The 18,491-nt window shown below is 66.8% G+C and carries 23 protein-coding genes and 1 pseudogene; 10 read left to right on the top strand and 14 right to left on the bottom strand.

The genetic code is table 11. The features are described from left to right. A pseudogene (locus tag KQ297_RS10375) lies at positions 1–138 on the bottom strand (photosystem II q(b) protein); the annotation flags it as partial. 283 nt (positions 139–421) lie between these two features. Here KQ297_RS10375 and KQ297_RS10380 point away from each other — a divergent pair. The 3 genes from KQ297_RS10380 (at position 422) to KQ297_RS10390 (ending at position 1,469) form a co-directional block, all read left to right on the top strand. Continuing rightward, a complete protein-coding gene (locus KQ297_RS10380; protein ID WP_259739352.1) occupies positions 422–559 on the top strand; it encodes a hypothetical protein in 138 nt (45 codons plus the stop codon). Positions 560–586: 27 nt separating this feature from the next. Further along, positions 587–934, top strand: coding sequence for a carbohydrate porin (locus tag KQ297_RS10385; RefSeq protein WP_259739353.1), 348 nt, complete (start codon positions 587–589; stop codon positions 932–934). Positions 935–1,028: 94 nt separating this feature from the next. Then, positions 1,029–1,469, top strand: a complete 441-nt coding sequence (locus KQ297_RS10390; RefSeq protein ID WP_259739354.1) for a hypothetical protein — start codon at positions 1,029–1,031, stop codon at positions 1,467–1,469. 9 nt (positions 1,470–1,478) lie between these two features. Here the strand turns inward: KQ297_RS10390 and KQ297_RS10395 are convergent, their stop codons facing one another. After that, positions 1,479–2,417: an aspartoacylase gene (locus KQ297_RS10395; protein WP_259739355.1), complete on the bottom strand. Its 939-nt coding sequence runs from the start codon at positions 2,415–2,417 to the stop codon at positions 1,479–1,481. A gap of 91 nt (positions 2,418–2,508) precedes the next feature. Between KQ297_RS10395 and KQ297_RS10400 the strand changes: the two genes are divergently transcribed. The 4 genes from KQ297_RS10400 to KQ297_RS10415 all read left to right on the top strand — a co-directional run bounded on the left by KQ297_RS10400 (position 2,509) and on the right by KQ297_RS10415 (position 6,390). Beyond that, complete coding sequence (locus tag KQ297_RS10400; RefSeq protein WP_259739356.1) at positions 2,509–3,480, top strand: glutathione S-transferase C-terminal domain-containing protein; 972 nt, start codon at positions 2,509–2,511, stop codon at positions 3,478–3,480. After that, positions 3,477–4,139, top strand: a complete 663-nt coding sequence (locus KQ297_RS10405) for a DUF2301 domain-containing membrane protein (protein WP_259739357.1) — start codon at positions 3,477–3,479, stop codon at positions 4,137–4,139. The genes KQ297_RS10400 and KQ297_RS10405 overlap by 4 nt, the downstream gene beginning before the upstream one ends. Next, positions 4,136–6,082, top strand: a complete 1,947-nt coding sequence (locus tag KQ297_RS10410) for an ABC-F family ATP-binding cassette domain-containing protein (protein WP_259739358.1) — start codon at positions 4,136–4,138, stop codon at positions 6,080–6,082. The genes KQ297_RS10405 and KQ297_RS10410 overlap by 4 nt, the downstream gene beginning before the upstream one ends. An 89-nt stretch (positions 6,083–6,171) precedes the next feature. Beyond that, on the top strand, positions 6,172–6,390 hold the full coding sequence (locus tag KQ297_RS10415; RefSeq protein WP_006172041.1) for a Calvin cycle protein CP12: 219 nt from the start codon (positions 6,172–6,174) through the stop codon (positions 6,388–6,390). An 81-nt stretch (positions 6,391–6,471) separates the two neighbouring features. Here KQ297_RS10415 and obgE read toward each other — a convergent pair whose 3' ends face one another. Continuing rightward, positions 6,472–7,467 carry a GTPase ObgE gene (gene obgE, locus KQ297_RS10420; protein WP_259739359.1) on the bottom strand — a complete coding sequence of 332 codons (996 nt, stop codon included), beginning with the start codon at positions 7,465–7,467 and terminating at the stop codon, positions 6,472–6,474. Between the two features lie 67 nt (positions 7,468–7,534). Here obgE and KQ297_RS10425 point away from each other — a divergent pair, with 67 nt between their 5' ends. Then, positions 7,535–8,803 (top strand): ATP-binding cassette domain-containing protein, encoded by a 1,269-nt coding sequence (locus KQ297_RS10425; protein WP_311133999.1) that lies wholly within the window; start codon positions 7,535–7,537, stop codon positions 8,801–8,803. 9 nt (positions 8,804–8,812) lie between these two features. Here KQ297_RS10425 and KQ297_RS10430 read toward each other — a convergent pair whose 3' ends face one another. The 4 genes from KQ297_RS10430 to KQ297_RS10445 form a co-directional block, all read right to left on the bottom strand. Continuing rightward, positions 8,813–11,230, bottom strand: coding sequence for an endonuclease MutS2 (locus tag KQ297_RS10430; RefSeq protein WP_259739360.1), 2,418 nt, complete (start codon positions 11,228–11,230; stop codon positions 8,813–8,815). Beyond that, positions 11,227–11,616 carry a VOC family protein gene (locus tag KQ297_RS10435; protein ID WP_259739361.1) on the bottom strand — a complete coding sequence of 130 codons (390 nt, stop codon included), beginning with the start codon at positions 11,614–11,616 and terminating at the stop codon, positions 11,227–11,229. The genes KQ297_RS10430 and KQ297_RS10435 overlap by 4 nt, the downstream gene beginning before the upstream one ends. An 83-nt stretch (positions 11,617–11,699) precedes the next feature. Continuing rightward, positions 11,700–12,701 (bottom strand): porphobilinogen synthase, encoded by a 1,002-nt coding sequence (gene hemB / locus KQ297_RS10440; RefSeq protein ID WP_185467190.1) that lies wholly within the window; start codon positions 12,699–12,701, stop codon positions 11,700–11,702. Between the two features lie 179 nt (positions 12,702–12,880). Then, on the bottom strand, positions 12,881–13,858 hold the full coding sequence (locus tag KQ297_RS10445) for a J domain-containing protein (protein ID WP_259739362.1): 978 nt from the start codon (positions 13,856–13,858) through the stop codon (positions 12,881–12,883). A 136-nt stretch (positions 13,859–13,994) separates the two neighbouring features. Between KQ297_RS10445 and KQ297_RS10450 the strand changes: the two genes are divergently transcribed. Beyond that, on the top strand, positions 13,995–14,483 hold the full coding sequence (locus KQ297_RS10450; RefSeq protein ID WP_259739363.1) for a hypothetical protein: 489 nt from the start codon (positions 13,995–13,997) through the stop codon (positions 14,481–14,483). A 27-nt stretch (positions 14,484–14,510) separates the two neighbouring features. Here KQ297_RS10450 and KQ297_RS10455 read toward each other — a convergent pair whose 3' ends face one another. From KQ297_RS10455 to KQ297_RS10485, 7 genes are all read right to left on the bottom strand, one after another. Continuing rightward, positions 14,511–14,639, bottom strand: coding sequence for a hypothetical protein (locus KQ297_RS10455; protein WP_259739364.1), 129 nt, complete (start codon positions 14,637–14,639; stop codon positions 14,511–14,513). 21 nt (positions 14,640–14,660) lie between these two features. After that, the gene (locus tag KQ297_RS10460) at positions 14,661–14,846 is read right to left on the bottom strand and encodes a hypothetical protein (protein ID WP_259739365.1); all 186 of its coding nucleotides are present in this window, start codon (positions 14,844–14,846) and stop codon (positions 14,661–14,663) included. 21 nt (positions 14,847–14,867) lie between these two features. Continuing rightward, the gene (locus KQ297_RS10465) at positions 14,868–15,074 is read right to left on the bottom strand and encodes a hypothetical protein (RefSeq protein WP_259739366.1); all 207 of its coding nucleotides are present in this window, start codon (positions 15,072–15,074) and stop codon (positions 14,868–14,870) included. After that, positions 15,071–15,841: a DUF2092 domain-containing protein gene (locus KQ297_RS10470; RefSeq protein ID WP_259739372.1), complete on the bottom strand. Its 771-nt coding sequence runs from the start codon at positions 15,839–15,841 to the stop codon at positions 15,071–15,073. The genes KQ297_RS10465 and KQ297_RS10470 overlap by 4 nt, the downstream gene beginning before the upstream one ends. A 253-nt stretch (positions 15,842–16,094) precedes the next feature. Next, complete coding sequence (locus tag KQ297_RS10475; protein WP_259739367.1) at positions 16,095–16,811, bottom strand: peptidase; 717 nt, start codon at positions 16,809–16,811, stop codon at positions 16,095–16,097. Between the two features lie 8 nt (positions 16,812–16,819). Further along, entirely contained in the window at positions 16,820–17,050 is a 231-nt protein-coding gene (locus KQ297_RS10480) for a hypothetical protein (RefSeq protein ID WP_259739368.1), read from the bottom strand. Between the two features lie 248 nt (positions 17,051–17,298). Then, entirely contained in the window at positions 17,299–17,460 is a 162-nt protein-coding gene (locus KQ297_RS10485) for a hypothetical protein (RefSeq protein ID WP_259739369.1), read from the bottom strand. Between the two features lie 42 nt (positions 17,461–17,502). Here KQ297_RS10485 and KQ297_RS10490 point away from each other — a divergent pair, with 42 nt between their 5' ends. Further along, positions 17,503–17,949, top strand: a complete 447-nt coding sequence (locus tag KQ297_RS10490) for a hypothetical protein (protein ID WP_259739370.1) — start codon at positions 17,503–17,505, stop codon at positions 17,947–17,949. Positions 17,950–18,491 lie beyond the last annotated feature (542 nt).

Genomic DNA, 18,491 nt, shown 5'->3' on the forward strand with positions numbered 1-18,491 from the left:
GATCGTGGCAGCCAGCAGGGTGGGGATCATCAGCACACCGAACCAACCGACGTAGAGACGGTTGTTGGTGGAGGTGACCCACTCGCAGAACTGGCTCCAGGCAGACGCGCCTTGGCGCTGCTGAAGGGTGGTGGTCATGAGAGCGAGGTAAGAGGCCCCCGAAGGGGTCGGTTAGGTAAGACGACAAGCCGGAGCGGGAAACCCGTCCGGTGAGCCCGAAAGCCCTTCGCCTGACACAATGTAACAGACCATTGCAGGATGTGTGAAGCGCTTAAGGTTTGCTTCCGCCAGGGGCGGGGCGCAGAAGCCGATCCAGCAGCCCGCCGAGTTGTGTCGCCTTCGACACGCCCGGAGAGGAATCCGTACCAACGAACACCTTGGCGACTTAAGGTTTTCTTCAGCTCCTTCGAGAAGGCGACCCATGGTTCTGATCTGCTGGGATCTGAGCGGTAACCGCTCCACCGAAACCGTGCCCGTCCGCCACGCACGCCAGCGGCGCCTCCAACTGGAGAGTCTCGGTGCCGTCATCTACTGGAGCGAACGACTGGTCAACGCCTGAGGCTGTTGCTAGGTGTTCGAAGCCCCCATGCGATCCGCCGCGGCGATGCCCTTGCGTTCACGCGCCTCCAGACCATTTCTCATCGGCGGTCTGGCCCTGCTGGCCCTTGGCCTGGCCGGCTGCCCCAGCACTCCCTCCAAGGAGAGTCAGCGCCTGGAGCAACTGGAGCAGCGTCTCCAGCAGGTTGAGCAGCGCCTGGCCAGTCCGGCGAGGCCCGACCCCGCCGATCCCGCCGGCAAGCCTCCAGCCGGCGTGGTCAAGTCGCTCACCTTCCGCATGGACAGCTCGGACGACCGGCTGCGCATCTACTGGGCCGACGGCAGCTCGACGGACCTGCCCTGCACCAAGGAACAGGGAACCTGGGCCTGTGGCTGATCTGGACACGGGCCGCCCCTGAGCAGGGCCGAACCGATCCATCGTTGCGGCTTCCACGGAGCCTTCTCCGTGGTCCTGTCGATGCATCCCCGTCATGCGCCCACTTCTTGTCCTTTCGGCCTGTCTGGCCGTCGTGGCAGCCAGGCCATGCCTGGCTCAGGACAGCTACGAGCTCTTTCCCTTCACCCGCCAGCGGGCCACCAACGTGGCGCGCATGTACGCCGAGCGGCTCAACGGAGGCCTGAGCAGCTACAGGCCGGATGCCTGCATGTACAACCGAGGCGGCGGCGACTGCCTGGTCAAGGGCGATGCCGAGGGCTACATCTTCCGCTTTCTCGGGGGGCCTCCCGGCTGGCAGATCCTCAACCTGGCCCCCACGGCTGAAACCGAGATCGAGGTCTCAGCGGATGGGCGCTCGGTGGTGAAGGTGCTCTACAACGGCGCCCCCAGAGCGGAAACCATGACCCCCCAGGAGGCCCCATCACCTGAGCCCGACGACGCGCCTGGGCCCGAAGCCGTCAGCCCGGACCTCTGAGCTGGCAGCTCAAGCGGCTGAAGGGAGCAGCTGAAGGGCAAGTTGCTGGAGACCCTCCAGCCACTCCGGTTCGCAGGGCCAGCGTTCGCGACGGGTGAGGCTGAGGGCGATGCCCTTCTCGCCGTAGGCCGCTTCGTTGATGAAGACCGGCCAGAGCGGCTCGGGGTCGCTGGGCTGGTAGCGCAGGGTTTCCCCGCTGGCCGTCTCGAAGAGAGGATCCCCAGGGCGGATCGGGAACCAGTCGCGGTGCTGCCGCAGGGGGTGAAGGCAGGCGGCCGGAGAACCATCCGGGTGCCGAGGCAGATCGAGGCTGCCCAGATGGCGGTGCACCGTGAGGCTCCGGGGCAGGGCCAGCGACCCCCGCCGGGCTGAGGCCAGCACCGTCAGGGCGGCCTCCAGGCCCCACTGGGTCTGCCGGCAGATGGCGGCGTTGACGACCCCCTGGGGCACCGGGCCCACCTCGATCACCAGGCCACAGGGCCAGCGCTCGATCAGAAAGCCCTGCTGGCTGGCATCGGCCTCATGCAGATAGATCGGCAGGCCCAGCAACGCCTGGATCCCGGCCGCCAGGGCCAGATCCGGTGGCCGCCGCCCGTAGACCACCAGGGAATTACCCATGGCCGCGGTGGTGCTGTGAAGATCGATCACCAGGGCGCAGGGCCGTGATCCTGCGGGCCCATGCAGGGCGAGCAGCTCCCGGGCCCGCTGCATCTCCCGATCAGCCGGAGAGGGAGTTTCGAGCAGGGCGCTGGTGAAGGAGCGGTTCAGGTCGCGATCGAGGTAGCGGCGTCCCGCCGCGAGGGCGGCCGGATTGCCGATCACCAGCTGCAGGGCCAGGCCGGCGGAATCAAGGGCGCCGGGGTGGCCAAGCCAGTGCTTCACCAGCCAGGGGGCGTTGCGCTCGTTGCCATGGGTGCCGGCCACCACCAGAACCTCTGCCGAACCCATCGCCACCCCCCCTGCAGATCGGATCAGCGTCCAGCCTGACGCAGCGGCGGGCCACTGCGGGCCAGAGTCGGAACCAGCGCTGGAGACTGCCATGGCTGTTCCCCCCCCGGTGGTGGCCACCGTGCGCGCCGCCTGGCGCTGCCAGTGGCGCCGGTTGATGGCTGGTCTGGGTCCAGCCGACGCGGCAGGTCACTACCGGCGTCCTGAAAGCGCCTTCGCTCTCACTCCGGAGCTGCCGGCCACGGCAGGCCAGGCCGGTGTCCATGGACTGATCGTGGGACGCAGCTGCCCCTGGGCGCACCGGGCCTGGCTGGTGTGGTGCCTGCGCCAGCTCGCCGGCGGCCTGGAGCTGGTGGTGGTGGAGCCCGACCCCAGGGCAGGCCGCTGGCGGTTCGACGCCCCTTACGAGGGAGCCAGGGCCCTGGTGGAGCTTTACCGGCGCAGTGGCGGTGACCCCCGGGCCCGGGCCACGGTGCCCGCCCTCTACGACCGCCCCGGCCGCCGGATCCTGGTGAACGAGAGCGCCCGGCTGATCGAGCTGCTCAATCGCTGGCCGGCCCCGGAGGGGGCTCCGGATCTGCTGCCCGAGGCCAAGGCGGAAGCCAACGGCCGCTGGCGCGAACGGCTGCAGGGAACCGTGAACGATGGGGTCTACCGCTGCGGCTTCGCGCGCAACCAGGCCGCCTATGACCAGGCCGAATCCGAGCTGTTCGCCAGCCTCGAGGCGGCGGAGAGTGCCCTCGAGGAAGGAGGCCCATGGCTGTGCGGCGATCAACTCACCCTGGCGGATGTGGTCCTGTTTCCGACCCTGATCCGGCTGGAGCTGGTCTATGCCCCCCTGTTCGGTTGCAGCCGCCGCCCCCTCTGGACTTTCCCGGCCCTGATGGCCTGGCGCGCCCGCCTCTACGCCCTCCCCGGAGTCGCCGCCACCTGCTTCCCGGACTCCTGGCGCCGCGACTATTTCGGGGCCCTCTTTCCACTGCACCCCTCCGGAATCGTTCCGGCGGGGGCGGATCTGGCCACACTGGTGGCAGGCCCAGCTCCTGCGCGACTCCAGCCATGACCGATCAAACCCGGCACGAGGGCAGCCCCGAGGATCCGTCGTTCGAGGGCGTCTACGGACCGTTCACGATCACGGCTCTCGACCGCCGCGAGGTGCTCGGCTACCGCCTGGCCCTGCTGGGGGTGGCCCTGGCCCAGGCGGGCCTGCTGCTGCAGTGGGCCAACTGGGGCAGCCAGGGTCTCTGGGCCTGGCTGGTGCTGATGGCCGCCGGACTGGGGCTGGCCCTGCGCTGGATTCACATTTATCTGCGTCCACTGCACCGGGCCCTGCAGCTGTTCTGGCTGCTGGGCTGTGCAGGTGGCCTGGCCCTGGCCCTGCGCCAGGGACCGGACGCCATGCTCGAGACCCTGGCGGGCGACTCCCGCTGGATCTGGGCTGTAGGGCCATTCTTCGCGGCCTTGGCTGGGGTGGGTTTCAAGGAATTCTTCTGCTTCCAGCGGCCGGAAGCGATCGGAGTCACCCTGCTGCTGCCGCTGGCCCTGCTGGGCCGCCTGGTGGGCCTGCTCGATGGGCGCACCACCTTCATCCTGCTGGCCGTCGAGGCGGCGCTGCTGCTGATCCTCACCCTGCGCAAATTCCCGATGCAGGCCGCCGCCGACGTGGGCGACAAGAGCGTCTTTGCTTACCTGGAGAGCCAGAGGCCTCCCTCGCGAGCGTGACCCTGATCAGCCTGGTGGGGGTCGGCAAGGACTTTGGCCTTCGCACCCTCTTCCACGATCTCCACCTGCACCTGCAGGAGCGCGACCGCCTCGGGCTGATCGGCCCCAATGGCGCCGGCAAGTCAACCCTGCTGCGCCTGCTGGCTGGCCTCGAGCCGCCGGGCGAAGGGGAGCGGCGCTGCTCCGGGCGGTTGAAGGTGGTGATGGTGGCCCAGGAACCGGATCTGGATCCCGAGCGCAGCGTGCTGGAGCAGGTGTTCGAGGACAGCGGCGAGAAGATGGCGCTGCTGCGCCGTTTCACCGAGGTGAGCCAGGACGTGGCGAACGCCCCCGGGAACCAGGCCCTGCTGGGGGAGCTGAGCGACCTGCAGGAGCGCATGGACCAGGCCAACGCCTGGAGCCTGGAGCAGCAGTGCCGCGAGGTGCTCGAGCGCCTCGGCATTCGCGATGTGCACCGACGGGTGGGCGACCTGTCCGGGGGGTTCCGCAAGCGGCTGGCCCTGGCCGCAGCCCTGGTGGCCGAACCCGATGTGCTCCTGCTCGATGAACCCACCAACCATCTCGACGCCCTCTGCATCGAATGGCTGCAGGGGCAGCTGGAGCGCTTCCCCGGCGCCCTGGTGCTGATCACCCACGACCGCTACGTGCTCGACCGGGTGGCGCGCCGCATTGTGGAGGTGGACCGGGGCGTGGCCCGCAGCTATCCCGGCAACTACGCCACCTACCTGCAGACCAAGGCGGAGGAGGAGGCGATCGAGGCCGCCAGTGCCGCGAAGTTCAAGGGAGCCCTGCGGCGGGAACTGGAGTGGCTGCGCCGCGGTCCCCAGGCCCGCAGCACCAAGCAGAAGGCCCGGATCCAGCGGATCGAAGCGATGCAGGAGGCCCCGAAACGCCAGAGCAAGGGGCAGCTCAGCCTGGTGGCCGCCCATCGCCGCCTCGGCAAGAAGGCGATCAGCGCAGAACACCTCAGTGTCTGGGCGGATCCGAGCGCCGACCGCGGCGGTGGGGCCGCTGGGGCGCGCACACCCTTGCTGCGCGACTTCAGCTACGACTTCAGCCCCGAGGACCGGGTGGGAATCATCGGTCCGAACGGTTCAGGGAAATCCACCCTGCTGGATCTGATCGCCGGTCGCCGCCAAGCCCAGGAGGGGCGCCTGGAGCTGGGGAGCACGGTGCGGCTGGCCTACTTCGATCAGCAGGCGGAAGGACTCGCCAGCGGCCGTGGACTGGAGCGCAAGCTGATCGACTATGTGCAGGAGGAAGCCAGCCGCATCGAACTGGGCGGGGTGGCCATCAGCGCCTCCCAGCTGCTGGAGCGCTTCCTGTTCCCTCCCGCCCAGCAACACAGCCCGATCGGGCGCCTCTCCGGCGGGGAGCGGCGGCGGCTCTACCTCTGTCGGCTGTTGATCAGCGCCCCCAACGTGCTGCTGCTCGATGAGCCCACCAACGACCTGGACGTGCACACCCTCACCGTCCTGGAGGACTTCCTGGAGGACTTCCGGGGCTGCGTGGTGGTGGTCTCCCACGACCGCTACTTCCTCGACCGCACCGTGGACCGGCTGTTCTGCTTCGAGGCGGGGGAACTCAGGCGTTACGAGGGCAACTACAGCGCCTACCTGGAGAGGGCGGCGGCGGGGCCCGCAGCCGGAACGGCGCCATCCTCCCCACCGCCCAAGGCCAGCGCGGAAACAGCAGCCAAAGCGGCGGCCCCAGCCCCGGCATCCAGGCGGCGCAGCTTCAAGCAGAGCCGTGAACTGGAGGAGCTGGAGCGGTCGCTGCCGCAGTGGGAGGCGCAGCGGGCAGAGCTGGAGGAGGAGCTGGCGGGGGGTGCCGGCGGCGACTACTCCCGCCTGGAAAGCCTCACCCACGACCTGGCCGCCCTGCTGGAGCGCATCGAGCACGGCGAGGAGCGCTGGCTGGAGCTCAGCGAGCTGAGCGCTTGATCAGCGCAGGATCACATTGCCCGCGGCCTACGGGAGGGGGCCCGTATGGTGGGATCGAAAAGCTCCGGTAGCCGAAGGCCGGCCTTCCTATGACTTCCATCGACGAGCACATCCGCAAGGATCAGATCGAGATCGAAACGGCCAAGGCCGTCGGCAATGAAGCCAAGGTGCGTCACCTCGAAGACGAACTCAAGTCGCTCGAGGAATACAAGTCGCACCATCCCGAGGACGACCACGATCCGAATTCCCTCGAGGTCTATTGCGATCTCAACCCCGAAGCCCCCGAGTGCCGGGTCTACGACGACTGATCAACCCAGCCTGAATCAGGGCAGGCCTGGCGCCGCCTGAGCAAGCCCCCCATTCCCATGGGGGGCTTCAACTTTTTTTGGTCACTGGATCCCAAGCTGCCGCCAGACCTCCGCCAGCAGGCTGTCGAGGCCCTTGTTGGTGGCCGCCGAGATCAACAGCACCTCGCCCCCGTCCCAGAGCGCTGTCAGGGCGGAGCGGGACTCTGAGAGCTGATCGGGCGGCAGCAGCTCACTTTTGTTGAGGGCCAGGATCCTCGGACGCTGATCGAGGCCGTGGCCGTAGGCCGCCAGTTCCTCCTCCACCACCGCCAGGTCGCTGGTCACATCGGCGCTGGAGGCATCCACCAGGTGCACCAGCAGACGGGTGCGCTCGATGTGGCGCAGGAAGTCGTGGCCCAGGCCGGCCCCCTGTGCCGCACCCGCAATCAGGCCGGGGATGTCGGCAAAGACCGTTCCGTCGCCACTGGGGCGGCGCACCACCCCCAGGTTGGGCACCAGGGTGGTGAAGGGATAATCTGCGATCTTGGGCTTGGCGGCGGAGAGCACGCTGATCAGGGTGCTCTTGCCGGCATTGGGCAGCCCGATGATGCCCACCTCGGCCAGCAGCTTGAGCTCCAGTTGGAGCTGACGCTCCTCACCATCCTTGCCTTCGGTGCACTTCTCCGGCGCCCGGTTGCGGTTGCTGAGGTAATGGGCATTTCCCAGGCCACCGCGCCCCCCCGCCGCCACCCGCAGCCGATCACCCGGTTCGGTCAGATCACCGAGCAGCTCCTCGCTGTCCTGCAGGCGCACCTCGGTGCCACAGGGCACCAGGATCACCAGGTCGTCGCCGCTGGCACCACTGCGGCGGTTGGGCCCGCCCCGGCGGCCTTCCGGGGCTGCGAACAGCCGCTTGTACTTGAAGTCGAGCAGGGTCTGCAGGTTCGGATCCGCCTGGAGCCACACGGCGCCACCGTGGCCGCCATCACCGCCGGAGGGTCCACCGGCCGGAACGTACTTCTCACGGCGGAAGGCGACGATGCCATCTCCGCCCCGGCCTCCCTGGACCGCGATGCGGGCTTGATCAATGAACTGCAAGGGAAGACCGCAGGGACTGGGCCGGATTGGCCACCAACCCTAGGATCGGCCGGTCAGAGGGCTGATCTTGGCTGAGGTGCGCTTCGAGAAGGTCAGCAAGACCTTCCCTCCCCGGCGTGGAGGTGCGCCGGTGGAGGTGCTGCGGCAGCTGGATCTGACGGTCCAGGACGGCGAATTTCTGGTGCTGGTGGGGCCATCGGGCTGCGGCAAGAGCACCCTGCTGCGCATCCTGGCGGGCCTGGAGACCCCCAGCAGCGGTGAGATCCGGGTGGGGGAGCGCGCCGTGAGCGGCCTGCGCCCCGCCCAGCGGGACGTGGCGATGGTGTTCCAGAGCTACGCCCTCTATCCCCATCTGAGCGTGGCCGACAACATCGGCTTCGGCTTGCGCCGCAGCCGGTCCCGCAGTGCCCTCCAGCAGCTGAAGGATGGCATTTACCGGTTGACGCGACGTCTGCCTGCCGGGCTGCGCATCCCGTCAGAGCGGGAGCAGCGGATCGAGGCCCGCATCAGCGGCGTGGCCGAGCAGCTGGAGCTGACGCCCCTGCTCGAGCGTCTGCCCAAGGAACTTTCCGGAGGCCAGAAGCAACGGGTGGCCCTGGGCCGGGCCATCGCCCGCCAGCCGAAGGTTTTCCTGATGGATGAACCGCTCAGCAACCTCGACGCCAAGCTGCGCACCGGCACCCGGGCCCAGATCGTGGCGCTCCAGCGGGAGCTGGGCATCACCACCCTCTACGTCACCCACGACCAGGTGGAGGCGATGACGATGGGTCATCGCATCGCCGTGCTCAACCAGGGACGGCTGCAGCAGCTGGGGACGCCGATGGAGCTTTACGACCATCCCTCCAACCTGTTCGTGGCCCAGTTCATCGGCAGTCCGCCGATGAACCTGCTGCCGGTGCAGCAGGTGGGAGATGATCAGGTCCAGCTTTCTGGGCGTCGCTTTCTGGTGGAAGGGGACATGGCCCACGCCCTCGAAGCCCGCGCCGCCGGCGAGGCGCACGGCAGCCTCACGGCCGGTCTGCGGGCGGAGCACTTCAAGCTGGCGCCCGCCACCAACCGCAACCTTCCCGCGGAGGTGACCCATCTCGAGGCCCTGGGCAACGAACTGTTGATCAGCTGTCGCCTGCTGGAGGGCAGCCACCTGATTCAGGTGCGAACCGACCCGGGCCAGCGCCTGGCAGCAGGTCAGACGATCCACCTGGAGGTCAACCCACTGGGATGGCGCTTCTTCGAGGCCAGCGGCGACGCCCTGACCATGCCCGAACCCACCGAGGCGAAGGGTGGCTCCGGGGAGCACCCGGAGGAGCTGCAGGTTGTGCTGCCGGAGTTCAGCTGAAGCAGCTGCTCATTTCGGCCAGATCACGCTGCAGCCCTGACCACCATCACCTCGCTCGGCATCACTGACGCGCTCCACCCAGGGCACACCGGCCAGCCACTGGCGCAGCCCGCGCTTGAGCTTGCCGGTGCCGATGCCATGGATCACCCAGAGGGGCCCATTGGCGTTGCGCAGCTGCTCCTCCACAGCGGCTTCCGCCTCATGCACCCGCATCCCGCGCACATCGACGGTGTTGCGTTCGCTGCGCACCTGGGGACCTGAGCCACCCAGGTGGCGCCCACTGGCGCGCACCTCGATCACGGGCTGAGCCGGCTCGGGCGGAGCTGGCTTCTCCCCCTGCAGGCTCTCGATGCCCGAGAGATCCACCTGCAGCCTCAGCACCCCGCAGCGCACGCTCAGTTCGCGGCCATCGGCGCTGATCGCCAGCACCTGGGCTGGCTTGCCCAGGGAGAGCAGACGGATGCGCTCCCCGACCACCGGCCGCCAGCCGCTGGGGGCCCGGCGCCGGGGCTGGGGCGTGTGCTCCACCTGAAGCTGCCTCAGCCGCACTCCGGCCTGGCGGGCCCTCTCACCATCGCCGCCGCCCTGGCGCAGGCGACGGATGATGCGACGCACCTCCTGCTGCCCATCGCGGATCGAGTGCTCCAGGGCCTGCCGCCGCTGCTCCTGCAGTTCCGCCGACTGCTCCTGCTGCTGCTGCCAGCGCTGCAGCAGTTCCTCATGCAGCAGTTCGGTGCTCGCCAGCAGCGCCGCCGCCTCCTCGGCCGCCTCCTGCTGGCGGCGGCGCTGGTCTTCGAGACCCCGGATCACCTGGTTGAGCTCACCCTCGCCCCGGGGCGCCAGCAGGCCGTTGGCCTCGCTGATCACCGCCTGATCCAGCCCCAGGCGCGTGGCGATGGCCAGGGCGTTGCTGCGGCCGGGGATCCCCCACTGCAAGTGGTAGGTGGGGCAGAGGGTGTCGCTGTCGAAGGCCACCGAGGCGTTCTCAAAACGGCTGTCGGCGTACTTGAGCGCCTTGAGCTCTCCGAAGTGGGTGGTGGCGATGGTGAGCCGGGCCCGGTCGGCCAGGTGGCGAAGCAGCGCGATCGCCAGGGCCGTGCCCTCCGTGGGATCGGTGCCGGCACCCACCTCATCGAGCAACACCAGAGTGGCGCCGGGCGACGGTGTGGCGTCGAGGGCCTCGAGGATGCGGGCGATGCGGCGCACGTGGCCGCTGAAGGTGGAGAGGTTCTGCTGCAACGACTGCTCATCGCCGATGTCGGCCAGCACCTGGGAGCACCAGGGCAGGCGAGGGGTGCCGGTGCAGGGCAGGAACAGACCGGCCCGAGCCATCAGCGCCGCCAGGCCCACGCTCTTGAGCGTCACGGTCTTGCCGCCTGTGTTGGGGCCGGTGATCGCCACCACCCGCAACTCCGTGCCCACCGAGACCGTGACCGGCACCACCGGGGCCTCCCCACCGCGACGCTCCTGCCAGAGCAGCAGGGGATGGCGCAGATCCCGCAGCAGGAATGGGGCCTGGGGGTCACCGGACAGCTCCGGGCGCACGGCGCCCAGCCACTGGCCGTAGCGGGCCCTGGCGAGGGCGGCATCGAGGGCCACCAGCACCCGGTGCAGCTCGGTGAAGGCGTCCGCCTCCTCGGCCACCAGGGCACTGAGGCCCCGGAGCACGCGCCATTCCTCCTGGCGCTCTCGCCCTTCCAGCTCGCGGATCTGGTTGCCGAGCGCGATCACCGCCTTCGGCTCAATGAACACGGTGCTGCCGGAGGCGGAGCTGTCGTGCACCAGGCCGGGCAGCTGGGAGGCGGCTGTCACCTTCACCGCCAGCACCGGGCGACCATTGCGCTCGGCGATCACGTTGTCCTGGAGCAAGGCCCCCTGGCGGCGCATCAGATCCTGGAGGCGCTCACGGCGCTGCTGGCGCAGGCCGGCCAGCTGCTGACGGACGCCGGCCAGCTCGGGGCTGGCGCGATCGGCCACCCTGCCGCCGTCCTCCAGGCAGAAGCGCAGACGCTGCTCCAGCTCCGGCAGGGTGCGCAGATCACGCATCAGCTGGCTGCAGACGGGGCGCAGCTCGGGCGCCTCGATCTGCCGGCGCAGGCGGCGGGCCACCGCCTGGGTGGAGGCCACCGCCAGCAGGTCTTCGCCAGTGGCGGTGCCGCCCTTGGCGCAATGGCGCAAGGTGCCGGTGAGATCGGCGGCCCCCTGAAAGCTCAGGCCACCCTCGATCAGGCCATCGAGGCCGAGCAGCTCGCTGGTTTCGGCCAGCAGGCGCAGGCTCTCGGCGCGATCAGCCGCCAGGGGCAGGGCCAGGCAATGGGCGCTGCCCGCGCTGGTGCTCGCGAAGCTGGCCAGGTGCTGTGCAAGCCGCTGCCACTCGAGCAGCTCCAGGGCTTCGGCGGCGATCGCCGTCGGGTTGAGGGGGTTCACACCGGCTCCCGGCCGGTGTTGGAGGCGATGCCGGTGGGGGGCTCGTAGAGCATCTCCAGCCAGTTGCCCTCGGAATCCTGCAGATAGAAGGAGGCGGTGCCGTCGCGGTGGTCATGGATGGGGCCCACCCGGTGGCCTGAGGCCTCCAGCTGGGCATGGACCTGATCCACCCCGGCACGGTCCTCGAAGTGGAAGGCGAAGTGGGGGCCGGCCTGGTGGTAACTGGGGGCAAGCAGGGCGATGCCGTCGCCGGAGTCGGGCGACTGGAGGTAGGCCCAGTCATCGGCATCCCAGGTCAGACGCAGGCCGAGCCCCTCGTAGAAGGCCTTGGCCCGGGCCATGTCCTGGACCCGCACGGCCACATGGCCCAGTCGCTGCACGGCCATGGCCGTTTCCTGTCGCTGGCGCCATTGTGATCGGCCGGTGGGCTCCACCGGGGCTGGTCCGGCAGCGTTCTGCACTGCCGGGATCAGTCGTCCCGCAGCCAGCTGGCCGCCTCACAGGCGTGATAGGTGAGGATCAGATCAGCCCCGGCCCGCTTGAAACAGAGCAGGGTTTCCAGCACCACGGCCCGCTCGTCGATCCAGCCGCGCTCGGCGGCCGCCTTGACCATGGCGTACTCACCACTGACGTTGTAGGCGGCGATGGGGAGTTCGGTTTCACCGCGCAGGCGGTGAATGACATCGAGATAGGCCAGGCCGGGTTTGACCATCAGGATGTCGGCCCCCTCCTGTTCATCGAGCAGGGCTTCGGTGAGGGATTCGCGGCCATTGGCCGGATCCATCTGGTAGGTGCTCTTGTCCTTGGGGATGGGCTTACCGGCATCCGCGCGTGGGGCGGAATCCAGCGCTTCACGGAAGGGGCCGTAGTAAGCGGAGGCGTACTTGGCGGTGTAGCTGATGATCCCCACATGCTCGAATCCCTCTTCATCGAGGGCTTCGCGGATGGCGCCGACTCGCCCGTCCATCATGTCGCTGGGGCCGATCAGATCGGCGCCTGCCCTGGCCTGGGCCACGGCCTGGCGGCAGAGGATCGCCACGGTGTCGTCGTTGAGCACCTCGCCTTCGGCGCTGACGATGCCGTCGTGGCCATCACAGGAGTAGGGGTCGAGGGCGACGTCGGTCATGATCGCCATACCGGGATGGTCCTGCTTGAGCCGTCGGATCGCCCGGGGGATCAGACCGCCTTCGTTGAAGCATTCAGCCCCGTCTTCGGTCTTGAGGCCGTCGGCCACCTTCGGGAAGAGCACCACGCAGCGAATGCCGAGGTCCCAGGCACGGCCCACCTCTTCCACCAGCCCCTCGAGGCTCCAGCGAAAAGCGCCTGGCATGGCGCCGATCGGCTCGTTGCTGGCCCCTTCATGAACGAACAAGGGCAGGATGAAATCCGCTGGACTCAGCTGAAACTCGCGCACCATGGCCCGCAGCGCCGGTGTGCGGCGGAGGCGCCGCGGACGATAGGTCAGCTCCATGCAGTCGAATCACTTGAGGGAATCCTAAAGCCCAGGCATGCAGGCCATTCTGAACATCAGAATCAGCGCCAAGTCTTGACTGCGACAATCAGCACAGAAGCGTGATTGACAGGCACAAGTGATTAAAAAAAACAGAGAAGTGAAGGGTCGATGGGTGGTCTCAGGCTGGAGGCCTCTGATCAGAGCTGGGCAGCACGCATCCACTCCCGGCGCGGATCGAGGCTGCGAGCCTCGCGCAGCTTCTCCAGCAGCTGCTGCTCCGTCTCACTGAAACGCTCCGGCAGTTTGAGGGTGAGGCTGAGCAGCAGATCACCCCGGCCGTCCTTGCCCGGCCAGCCTTTTCCCTTGAGGCGTAGGCTGCGGCCCAGGGCCACACCGGAAGGCACCTGCACAGTGGCTTCACCGTCGGGGGTGGCCACCCTCACCTCGCCCCCTAGGGCCAGCTCGTCGAGGCTGAGGGGCAGATCGGCCTGCAACTGATCGCCATCCAGACGCCAGATCGGATGCTCCTGAAGCTGAAGGTTGAGGTAGAGATCACCGCGGCGGCCGGTGCCGGGCTGCAGGTTCCCCTTGCCTTTGAGCCGCAGACGGCTGCCGTTTCTCACCCCGCCAGGGATGCGGACCTGCACCCGCTCCTCATTGACCGCCAGGGTGCGCTCGCAGCCACGGAAGGCCTCGGCAAAGCTGAGGCTGATGGTGGCTTCCGCATCCAGATTGAGCGCGCCGGTGCGACCAGCCGCCGGCCCACCGAAGCCGCCGGGGAAGCCGCCGGAGAAGCCGAACCCACCGGGCCCTGCCCCGAATCCCGAGCCGGCCTGGGCCCCACCGAAGCGGCCTAGCAGATCGTTGATGAACTCGTCGAAGTTGCCGTAACGGCCGAAATCCACATCGAAGCCGGGAGGACCGCCGGCAGCTCCGGCGGCCTGGCTCCAGTACTGGCCGAACTGCTCATAGCGGCGGCGCTTGTCGGGATCGGAGAGCACTTCATAGGCCTCGCTGATCTCCTTGAACTTCGCCTCCGCGCTGGCATCACCTGGGTTCACATCCGGGTGGTACTGGCGGGCCAGCTTGCGAAACGAGCGCTTGACGGCATCGGCATCGGCGCTGCGCTCGACGCCCAGCACCTTGAAGTAGTCGCGGTAACCGTTGGCACTCATCGCGGCAAGCTCATCGGGTCGCGAGGGGGCGCATCAGTGTTCCAGTGTCCCAGCCATCGCCTCGAAAGGGAGGCTTGCAAAAGGGCGGAAGCCCGAACGCAGCCTTAGCGTCGGATCAACTGAATCCGGGAGTTCCATGCCTGACGCCACCACCGGCCCGAAGTTGCCCGCCCGGTTGGTCTCCCTGGCGCTGATGACCCTGAGCCTGGTGCTGGTGGGTGCAGCAGGCAGCAGCCGTCACCCGGCCATCGCCCGTGGCGGCAGCGCGGGAACCACGGGCAGCGCCGGAACCACCGGCAGCCTCGGAGAAGCCGTGAGCCCATCCACCGCCGAGCAGAAGGCGCTGGTGGAGCACCTGCGAGAGCAGGGAGCGATCTTCTATGGCGCCTGGTGGTGTCCCCACTGCTTCCACCAGAAGAACCTGTTCGGGACGGAGGCGGGCCGACGCCTGCCCTACGTGGAATGCGACAAGGACCAGGCCGGGCGTGAGCGCTGCCAGACAGCCAAGATCCGGGCCTTTCCCACCTGGGATCTGAATGGCGAACGGCGTGAGGGCCTGCTCACCATCGAGGAACTGGCGGAGTGGAGTGGCTTCAAGGGCAAGGGGTCAACCAGCAGCCGCTGAAGGACAGCTCCGGGGGCAGCCGCCCGCTCAACTGAGCCCGTAGGGAGCCGTGGTGTCGCGCAACCTCTGAGCAAGCTCTTTGATCACGGCCTGAACGATCTCCGGGTGATCGGCCATCAGGGCCTGCAAGGTCGACTGCTCGATGCGATAGAGCATGCATGGCTGAATCGATCGCGCTCACGGAGGCGGACCGGAATCGGCGAGGGCATGCCGGATGGTGATCAGCAGCAGTTCCAACCCTTCGCTGTCTTCCAGCCCCTTCCAGAACCACTGGGTTTCAGGATTGCACTGCTGCACCTGTTGCCGCAGATCCGGGGGGAGAGCAGACCAGTCGGGAAGGTGAGGAAGATCTGGGCGGCTCATGGAGGACCCTGGCGCCTCGGTTCAGCAGTCGTAAATGCCGACCGCGCAGCGACGCACCGTGCGCCGACCGACTCCAGCCACGCTGACGGGAGTGAGCGGCCGGCCCACCCGGGCCTGCGCCGGCGGGACCAGGACGTTGAGGAGCTGGGCCGGCAGGATCTGCAGCGACCCTGAGCCAGCCATACCGATGGCGGCAAGGATGACAGCTGACTTGCGGAGACTGATCATGGGTTTCCTTTTAGAATGTAGTTGCTGGGCAATTCGCCCATGGACTTGATCGTCTTCAGCTCATCATGACTGATAGCTCTGGCCCCTGCAGGCGGGACAAAGCTGAAGTTCTGACCAACGGCCGCTGATCCCGTTTTCCAGTCGCTGACCTGGATACTGTATTGGGGAGAACGAGGAACTGTTCTGGATGTAATCACATAGCGACAGGGATACGGGCGATCACCCTGGGCAATCCAGATCTGGAAGTCAACATCCTTTTTGCGGAAGGCGAGATGATCGCATTCAACGCCACCGACCACCCCGCTGCCGAGGTCCTTAACATCGGTGACGCCTTCGGTGAGTTCGGCATAGGCCTTGGGCAGCAGCAAGTCCGCCGCGGGAAGGGGGCGGCGGTACTTGTCCTTGAGCTCATCCACCAGGGTCTCCAGCGATCCTTTGATCGGAACCTGCATGTAGACGTTGGCGTTCTTGCCCAGCAGGGTGAAGGTGGAGCCATCGAACACCGATTCGAGATCGGCGAAACCGCTGGAGCGGCTGAACCGGATCCGACCGGGGCGATCCAGCGACACCGAGCCTGAACTGGCCAGGGTGAGGCGCTGCTGATCGGAGGTGACGACTTCCAGGTCAGCGTCGAACCGGAACGACAACTCTTGCTGAGCCGACACGTAGGAGGTCATTCCCTTGAGCAGCGCCATGGCGTCAGCCTCGGCCGCCCTGGCGCCGGGAACAGCAGCCGCCAGGGCAAGGATGCCCCCACAGGCGGCCATGAACAACCCGCGCCGGGCACCTGCCCTCATCAACAAATCTGAAACCCTTATTGACATGCTGTCCAGGTCACTCCATGGCAGATCACGACCTTGGTGACGTTGAAAGAACGACGTCCCAGGAATCCGCAATCAGAACGTACTCAGCCTAGAGCTTGGCACCATCCCGGCAACGTCTGCGGAGGATGGAGACACACATCATTTCTTCACGACAGACGCGCGTCTCCTCAGGACAGACGCCGGCAGCGGAACAGCCCTACCAGCGCACATCCGGCAACTCCCGGAACACCTGGCGCACGCCCACGCTCCAGGCGGTGCTCAGTTCTGCGAACTCGGCATCGCCCTCGCTGAAGCGGCGGCGGTGGGTGATGGCCAGGCTGTCACTCTCGTAGGCGATCAGATCGATCGGCATTCCCACAGAGAGGTTGCTGCGCATGGTGGAATCGAACGACACCAGCACGCACTTGGCCGCTTCCGCCAGAGAAGTCTCGGACTGGATCACGCGGTCGATGATCGGCTTGCCATACTTCGCCTCGCCGGTTTGTAGAAACGGCGTTTCCTCGCTGGCTTCGATGAAATTTCCCTCGGCATACATCCGGAACAGCCGCGGCGGTTCGCCCCTGATCTGGCCACCCACCAGGAAGGACGCGTTGAATCCCCCCCCTGAGGCTTCCAGATAGGCAGCATCGCGCTGATCGACTGTCCGCATCACGTCCGACACCAGAACCATCACATCAAACATCGTGCGCGCCGTCCAGACGCTGGCGCACCCATCGCCCTCGGCGGCCCGTTGGCGCAGGAGGCTGATCACGGCCTGAGTTCCGGCCAGACTGCCGGAGCTGAGCAGCACCAACACCCGATCGCCACGGCGCTCGAACACCGTCATCTTGCAGAAGCTGGCGAAATCATCCACACCCGCATTGGTGCGTGAATCGGAGGCGAACACCATCCCGCTCTTCAGAAGAACGGCCACGCAATAGGTCATGCCGTGAACAGCTGGAAGGATTCCAGTTTCGAGGAGCTGAAGCTGGTGGGCAGAGCCGCATCTGCCACATCCCGTGTGCAGGGGATCACCATTCGCGCAATTGGCGGCATGTTGTTGCGCGGGTCGAACAGATCCCAGCCATCACCGAAGCAGGAATCGAACTGTAGCGGGGCCCTGGTCGACCAGCTCTGCAGTCGCACCAGGTTGCGCTGATGCTCGAAGTTCATGCCTGCAGATGAGAGCTCCGTTGCTGGAGGGGTGGCCCCACCGGGCCTTCGGCACTGGATGTCGAACCACAACCAGGCCTAAGAGGATTCCGAGGCGGTTCTGTCTGGAACCGCTTGTGAGGGCAGCCATCCAGCGTTGGCGTGCCAACTGGCTGCAGGATCAGCCCCGGATGTCCCCTCCAGCCAACGCCACCTGTGGTGCTCGCCGGCCAGCGGATTCCAGTCGGTGCAACTGGACTTGCCCATGCTCAAGTGCTTATGTGCCGATCGATCAGCGGCGCGACCACGTCGGCTCTCTCCTTCACGAGATCATGGATCCCGCCTGGAGGAATCACCAGATGGGTGATCACGGCGGTGGCTCGATCCAGGCGGGCGAGCACGAGCTGAAGCAAGTCGTCGAATCCCTGCACCCTCGAATCCTGCCGCTCGCCCCCGAAGCCCGGCCAGCCCTGATGGATCTGCTCAGCGCCGTGCCTGAGCCGCTCAGCGACTGGCCACCAGATCTCTGTGTTGCCAGAGGCGCCAAGAAGGAAGAGCAGCCTGGTGGGAGGATCCAAGGCCAAGATTCGCATCTGATGGATCGTCGCCTTCATCTTGCTCTCGGCGTCGCAGATATCGAAGCCTCCATTGCCGACTACAGCTCCCGGCTGGGGCTGGAGCCGGACTGCGTCGTTCCAGGGATCTATGCGCTCTGGCGGACCGCGGCGCTGAATGTCTCGATCCGGGTCGTGCCCGTTGGGGAAGCCGGCCAGCTGCGCCATCTCGGCTGGGAGGAACCGGACGCAACGGCGATGGAGACATCGGTGGACGTCAACGGCATCCTCTGGGAGCGATTTTCCTGCTCGGTTCAGCGACAGGAGATCGAGGCCCTGTGGGGCACGGCTGCCAGGTTCCAATGAACTGCTCAAGAACCCGCTGGTGGATGGGGCCTCCTCACCAGCAGAGCGTGGCGGAGAGGGAAGGCGATGCCGCCCGCGTAAAGATATGCGAAGAGAAGCTGTTCGCCCCTTGGTGGCGACTATTAAAGGTCCGCTGAAGCAGATGCTTCACCTCTCTTGCAGGAGGCCTACCTCTCCAATCGACCTTGGGAGAGATTTCGGTCTTGGCTTTGCGCTTTCGCTCTTCGGCTTGCCACCCAAAGAATACTCAGATGAACAAACAGATCTTCGGAATTGCCCTTCTTTGCGCTACATTATTTTCCAGTGGTGCCGGGCTCACAGAGGAGAAAAGTACCAGGTCTTGCTCTGGAAGCGATACAGCTCAACTATCAAAGAAAATTGATGGACGCTTCAAGTCCTATTTAGGGCTTGCTGAGAAACCTAGAACTATTGCAGGGCAGTTGATTCCAGCGATAATCTCGGGTTAGGATTGGGTGCAATCAGCCATTTCTGGCTTAGAAGAACTCCCTGGCTCGACAATGTACGTCTTTCAGAGTGCTGGC

The sequence above is a fragment of the Synechococcus sp. CS-205 genome, from assembly GCF_025128255.1.
In the GTDB taxonomy this organism is placed as follows: Bacteria; Cyanobacteriota; Cyanobacteriia; order PCC-6307; family Cyanobiaceae; genus Regnicoccus_A.

What these genes read in the sequence shown, in the direction of transcription:
- KQ297_RS10380 (WP_259739352.1), top strand. Translation starts at nt 422, where the DNA reads ATGGTTCTGATCTGCTGGGATCTGAGCGGTAACCGCTCCACCGAAACC.
- KQ297_RS10385 (WP_259739353.1), top strand. Translation starts at nt 587, where the DNA reads ATGCGATCCGCCGCGGCGATGCCCTTGCGTTCACGCGCCTCCAGACCA.
- KQ297_RS10390 (WP_259739354.1), top strand. Translation starts at nt 1,029, where the DNA reads ATGCGCCCACTTCTTGTCCTTTCGGCCTGTCTGGCCGTCGTGGCAGCC.
- KQ297_RS10395 (WP_259739355.1), bottom strand. Translation starts at nt 2,417, where the DNA reads ATGGGTTCGGCAGAGGTTCTGGTGGTGGCCGGCACCCATGGCAACGAG.
- KQ297_RS10400 (WP_259739356.1), top strand. Translation starts at nt 2,509, where the DNA reads ATGGCTGTTCCCCCCCCGGTGGTGGCCACCGTGCGCGCCGCCTGGCGC.
- KQ297_RS10405 (WP_259739357.1), top strand. Translation starts at nt 3,477, where the DNA reads ATGACCGATCAAACCCGGCACGAGGGCAGCCCCGAGGATCCGTCGTTC.
- KQ297_RS10415 (WP_006172041.1), top strand. Translation starts at nt 6,172, where the DNA reads ATGACTTCCATCGACGAGCACATCCGCAAGGATCAGATCGAGATCGAA.
- KQ297_RS10435 (WP_259739361.1), bottom strand. Translation starts at nt 11,616, where the DNA reads ATGGCCGTGCAGCGACTGGGCCATGTGGCCGTGCGGGTCCAGGACATG.
- hemB (WP_185467190.1), bottom strand. Translation starts at nt 12,701, where the DNA reads ATGGAGCTGACCTATCGTCCGCGGCGCCTCCGCCGCACACCGGCGCTG.
- KQ297_RS10445 (WP_259739362.1), bottom strand. Translation starts at nt 13,858, where the DNA reads ATGAGTGCCAACGGTTACCGCGACTACTTCAAGGTGCTGGGCGTCGAG.
- KQ297_RS10450 (WP_259739363.1), top strand. Translation starts at nt 13,995, where the DNA reads ATGCCTGACGCCACCACCGGCCCGAAGTTGCCCGCCCGGTTGGTCTCC.
- KQ297_RS10455 (WP_259739364.1), bottom strand. Translation starts at nt 14,639, where the DNA reads ATGCTCTATCGCATCGAGCAGTCGACCTTGCAGGCCCTGATGGCCGAT.
- KQ297_RS10460 (WP_259739365.1), bottom strand. Translation starts at nt 14,846, where the DNA reads ATGAGCCGCCCAGATCTTCCTCACCTTCCCGACTGGTCTGCTCTCCCC.
- KQ297_RS10465 (WP_259739366.1), bottom strand. Translation starts at nt 15,074, where the DNA reads ATGATCAGTCTCCGCAAGTCAGCTGTCATCCTTGCCGCCATCGGTATG.
- KQ297_RS10470 (WP_259739372.1), bottom strand. Translation starts at nt 15,841, where the DNA reads ATGGCCGCCTGTGGGGGCATCCTTGCCCTGGCGGCTGCTGTTCCCGGC.
- KQ297_RS10480 (WP_259739368.1), bottom strand. Translation starts at nt 17,050, where the DNA reads ATGAACTTCGAGCATCAGCGCAACCTGGTGCGACTGCAGAGCTGGTCG.
- KQ297_RS10490 (WP_259739370.1), top strand. Translation starts at nt 17,503, where the DNA reads ATGGATCTGCTCAGCGCCGTGCCTGAGCCGCTCAGCGACTGGCCACCA.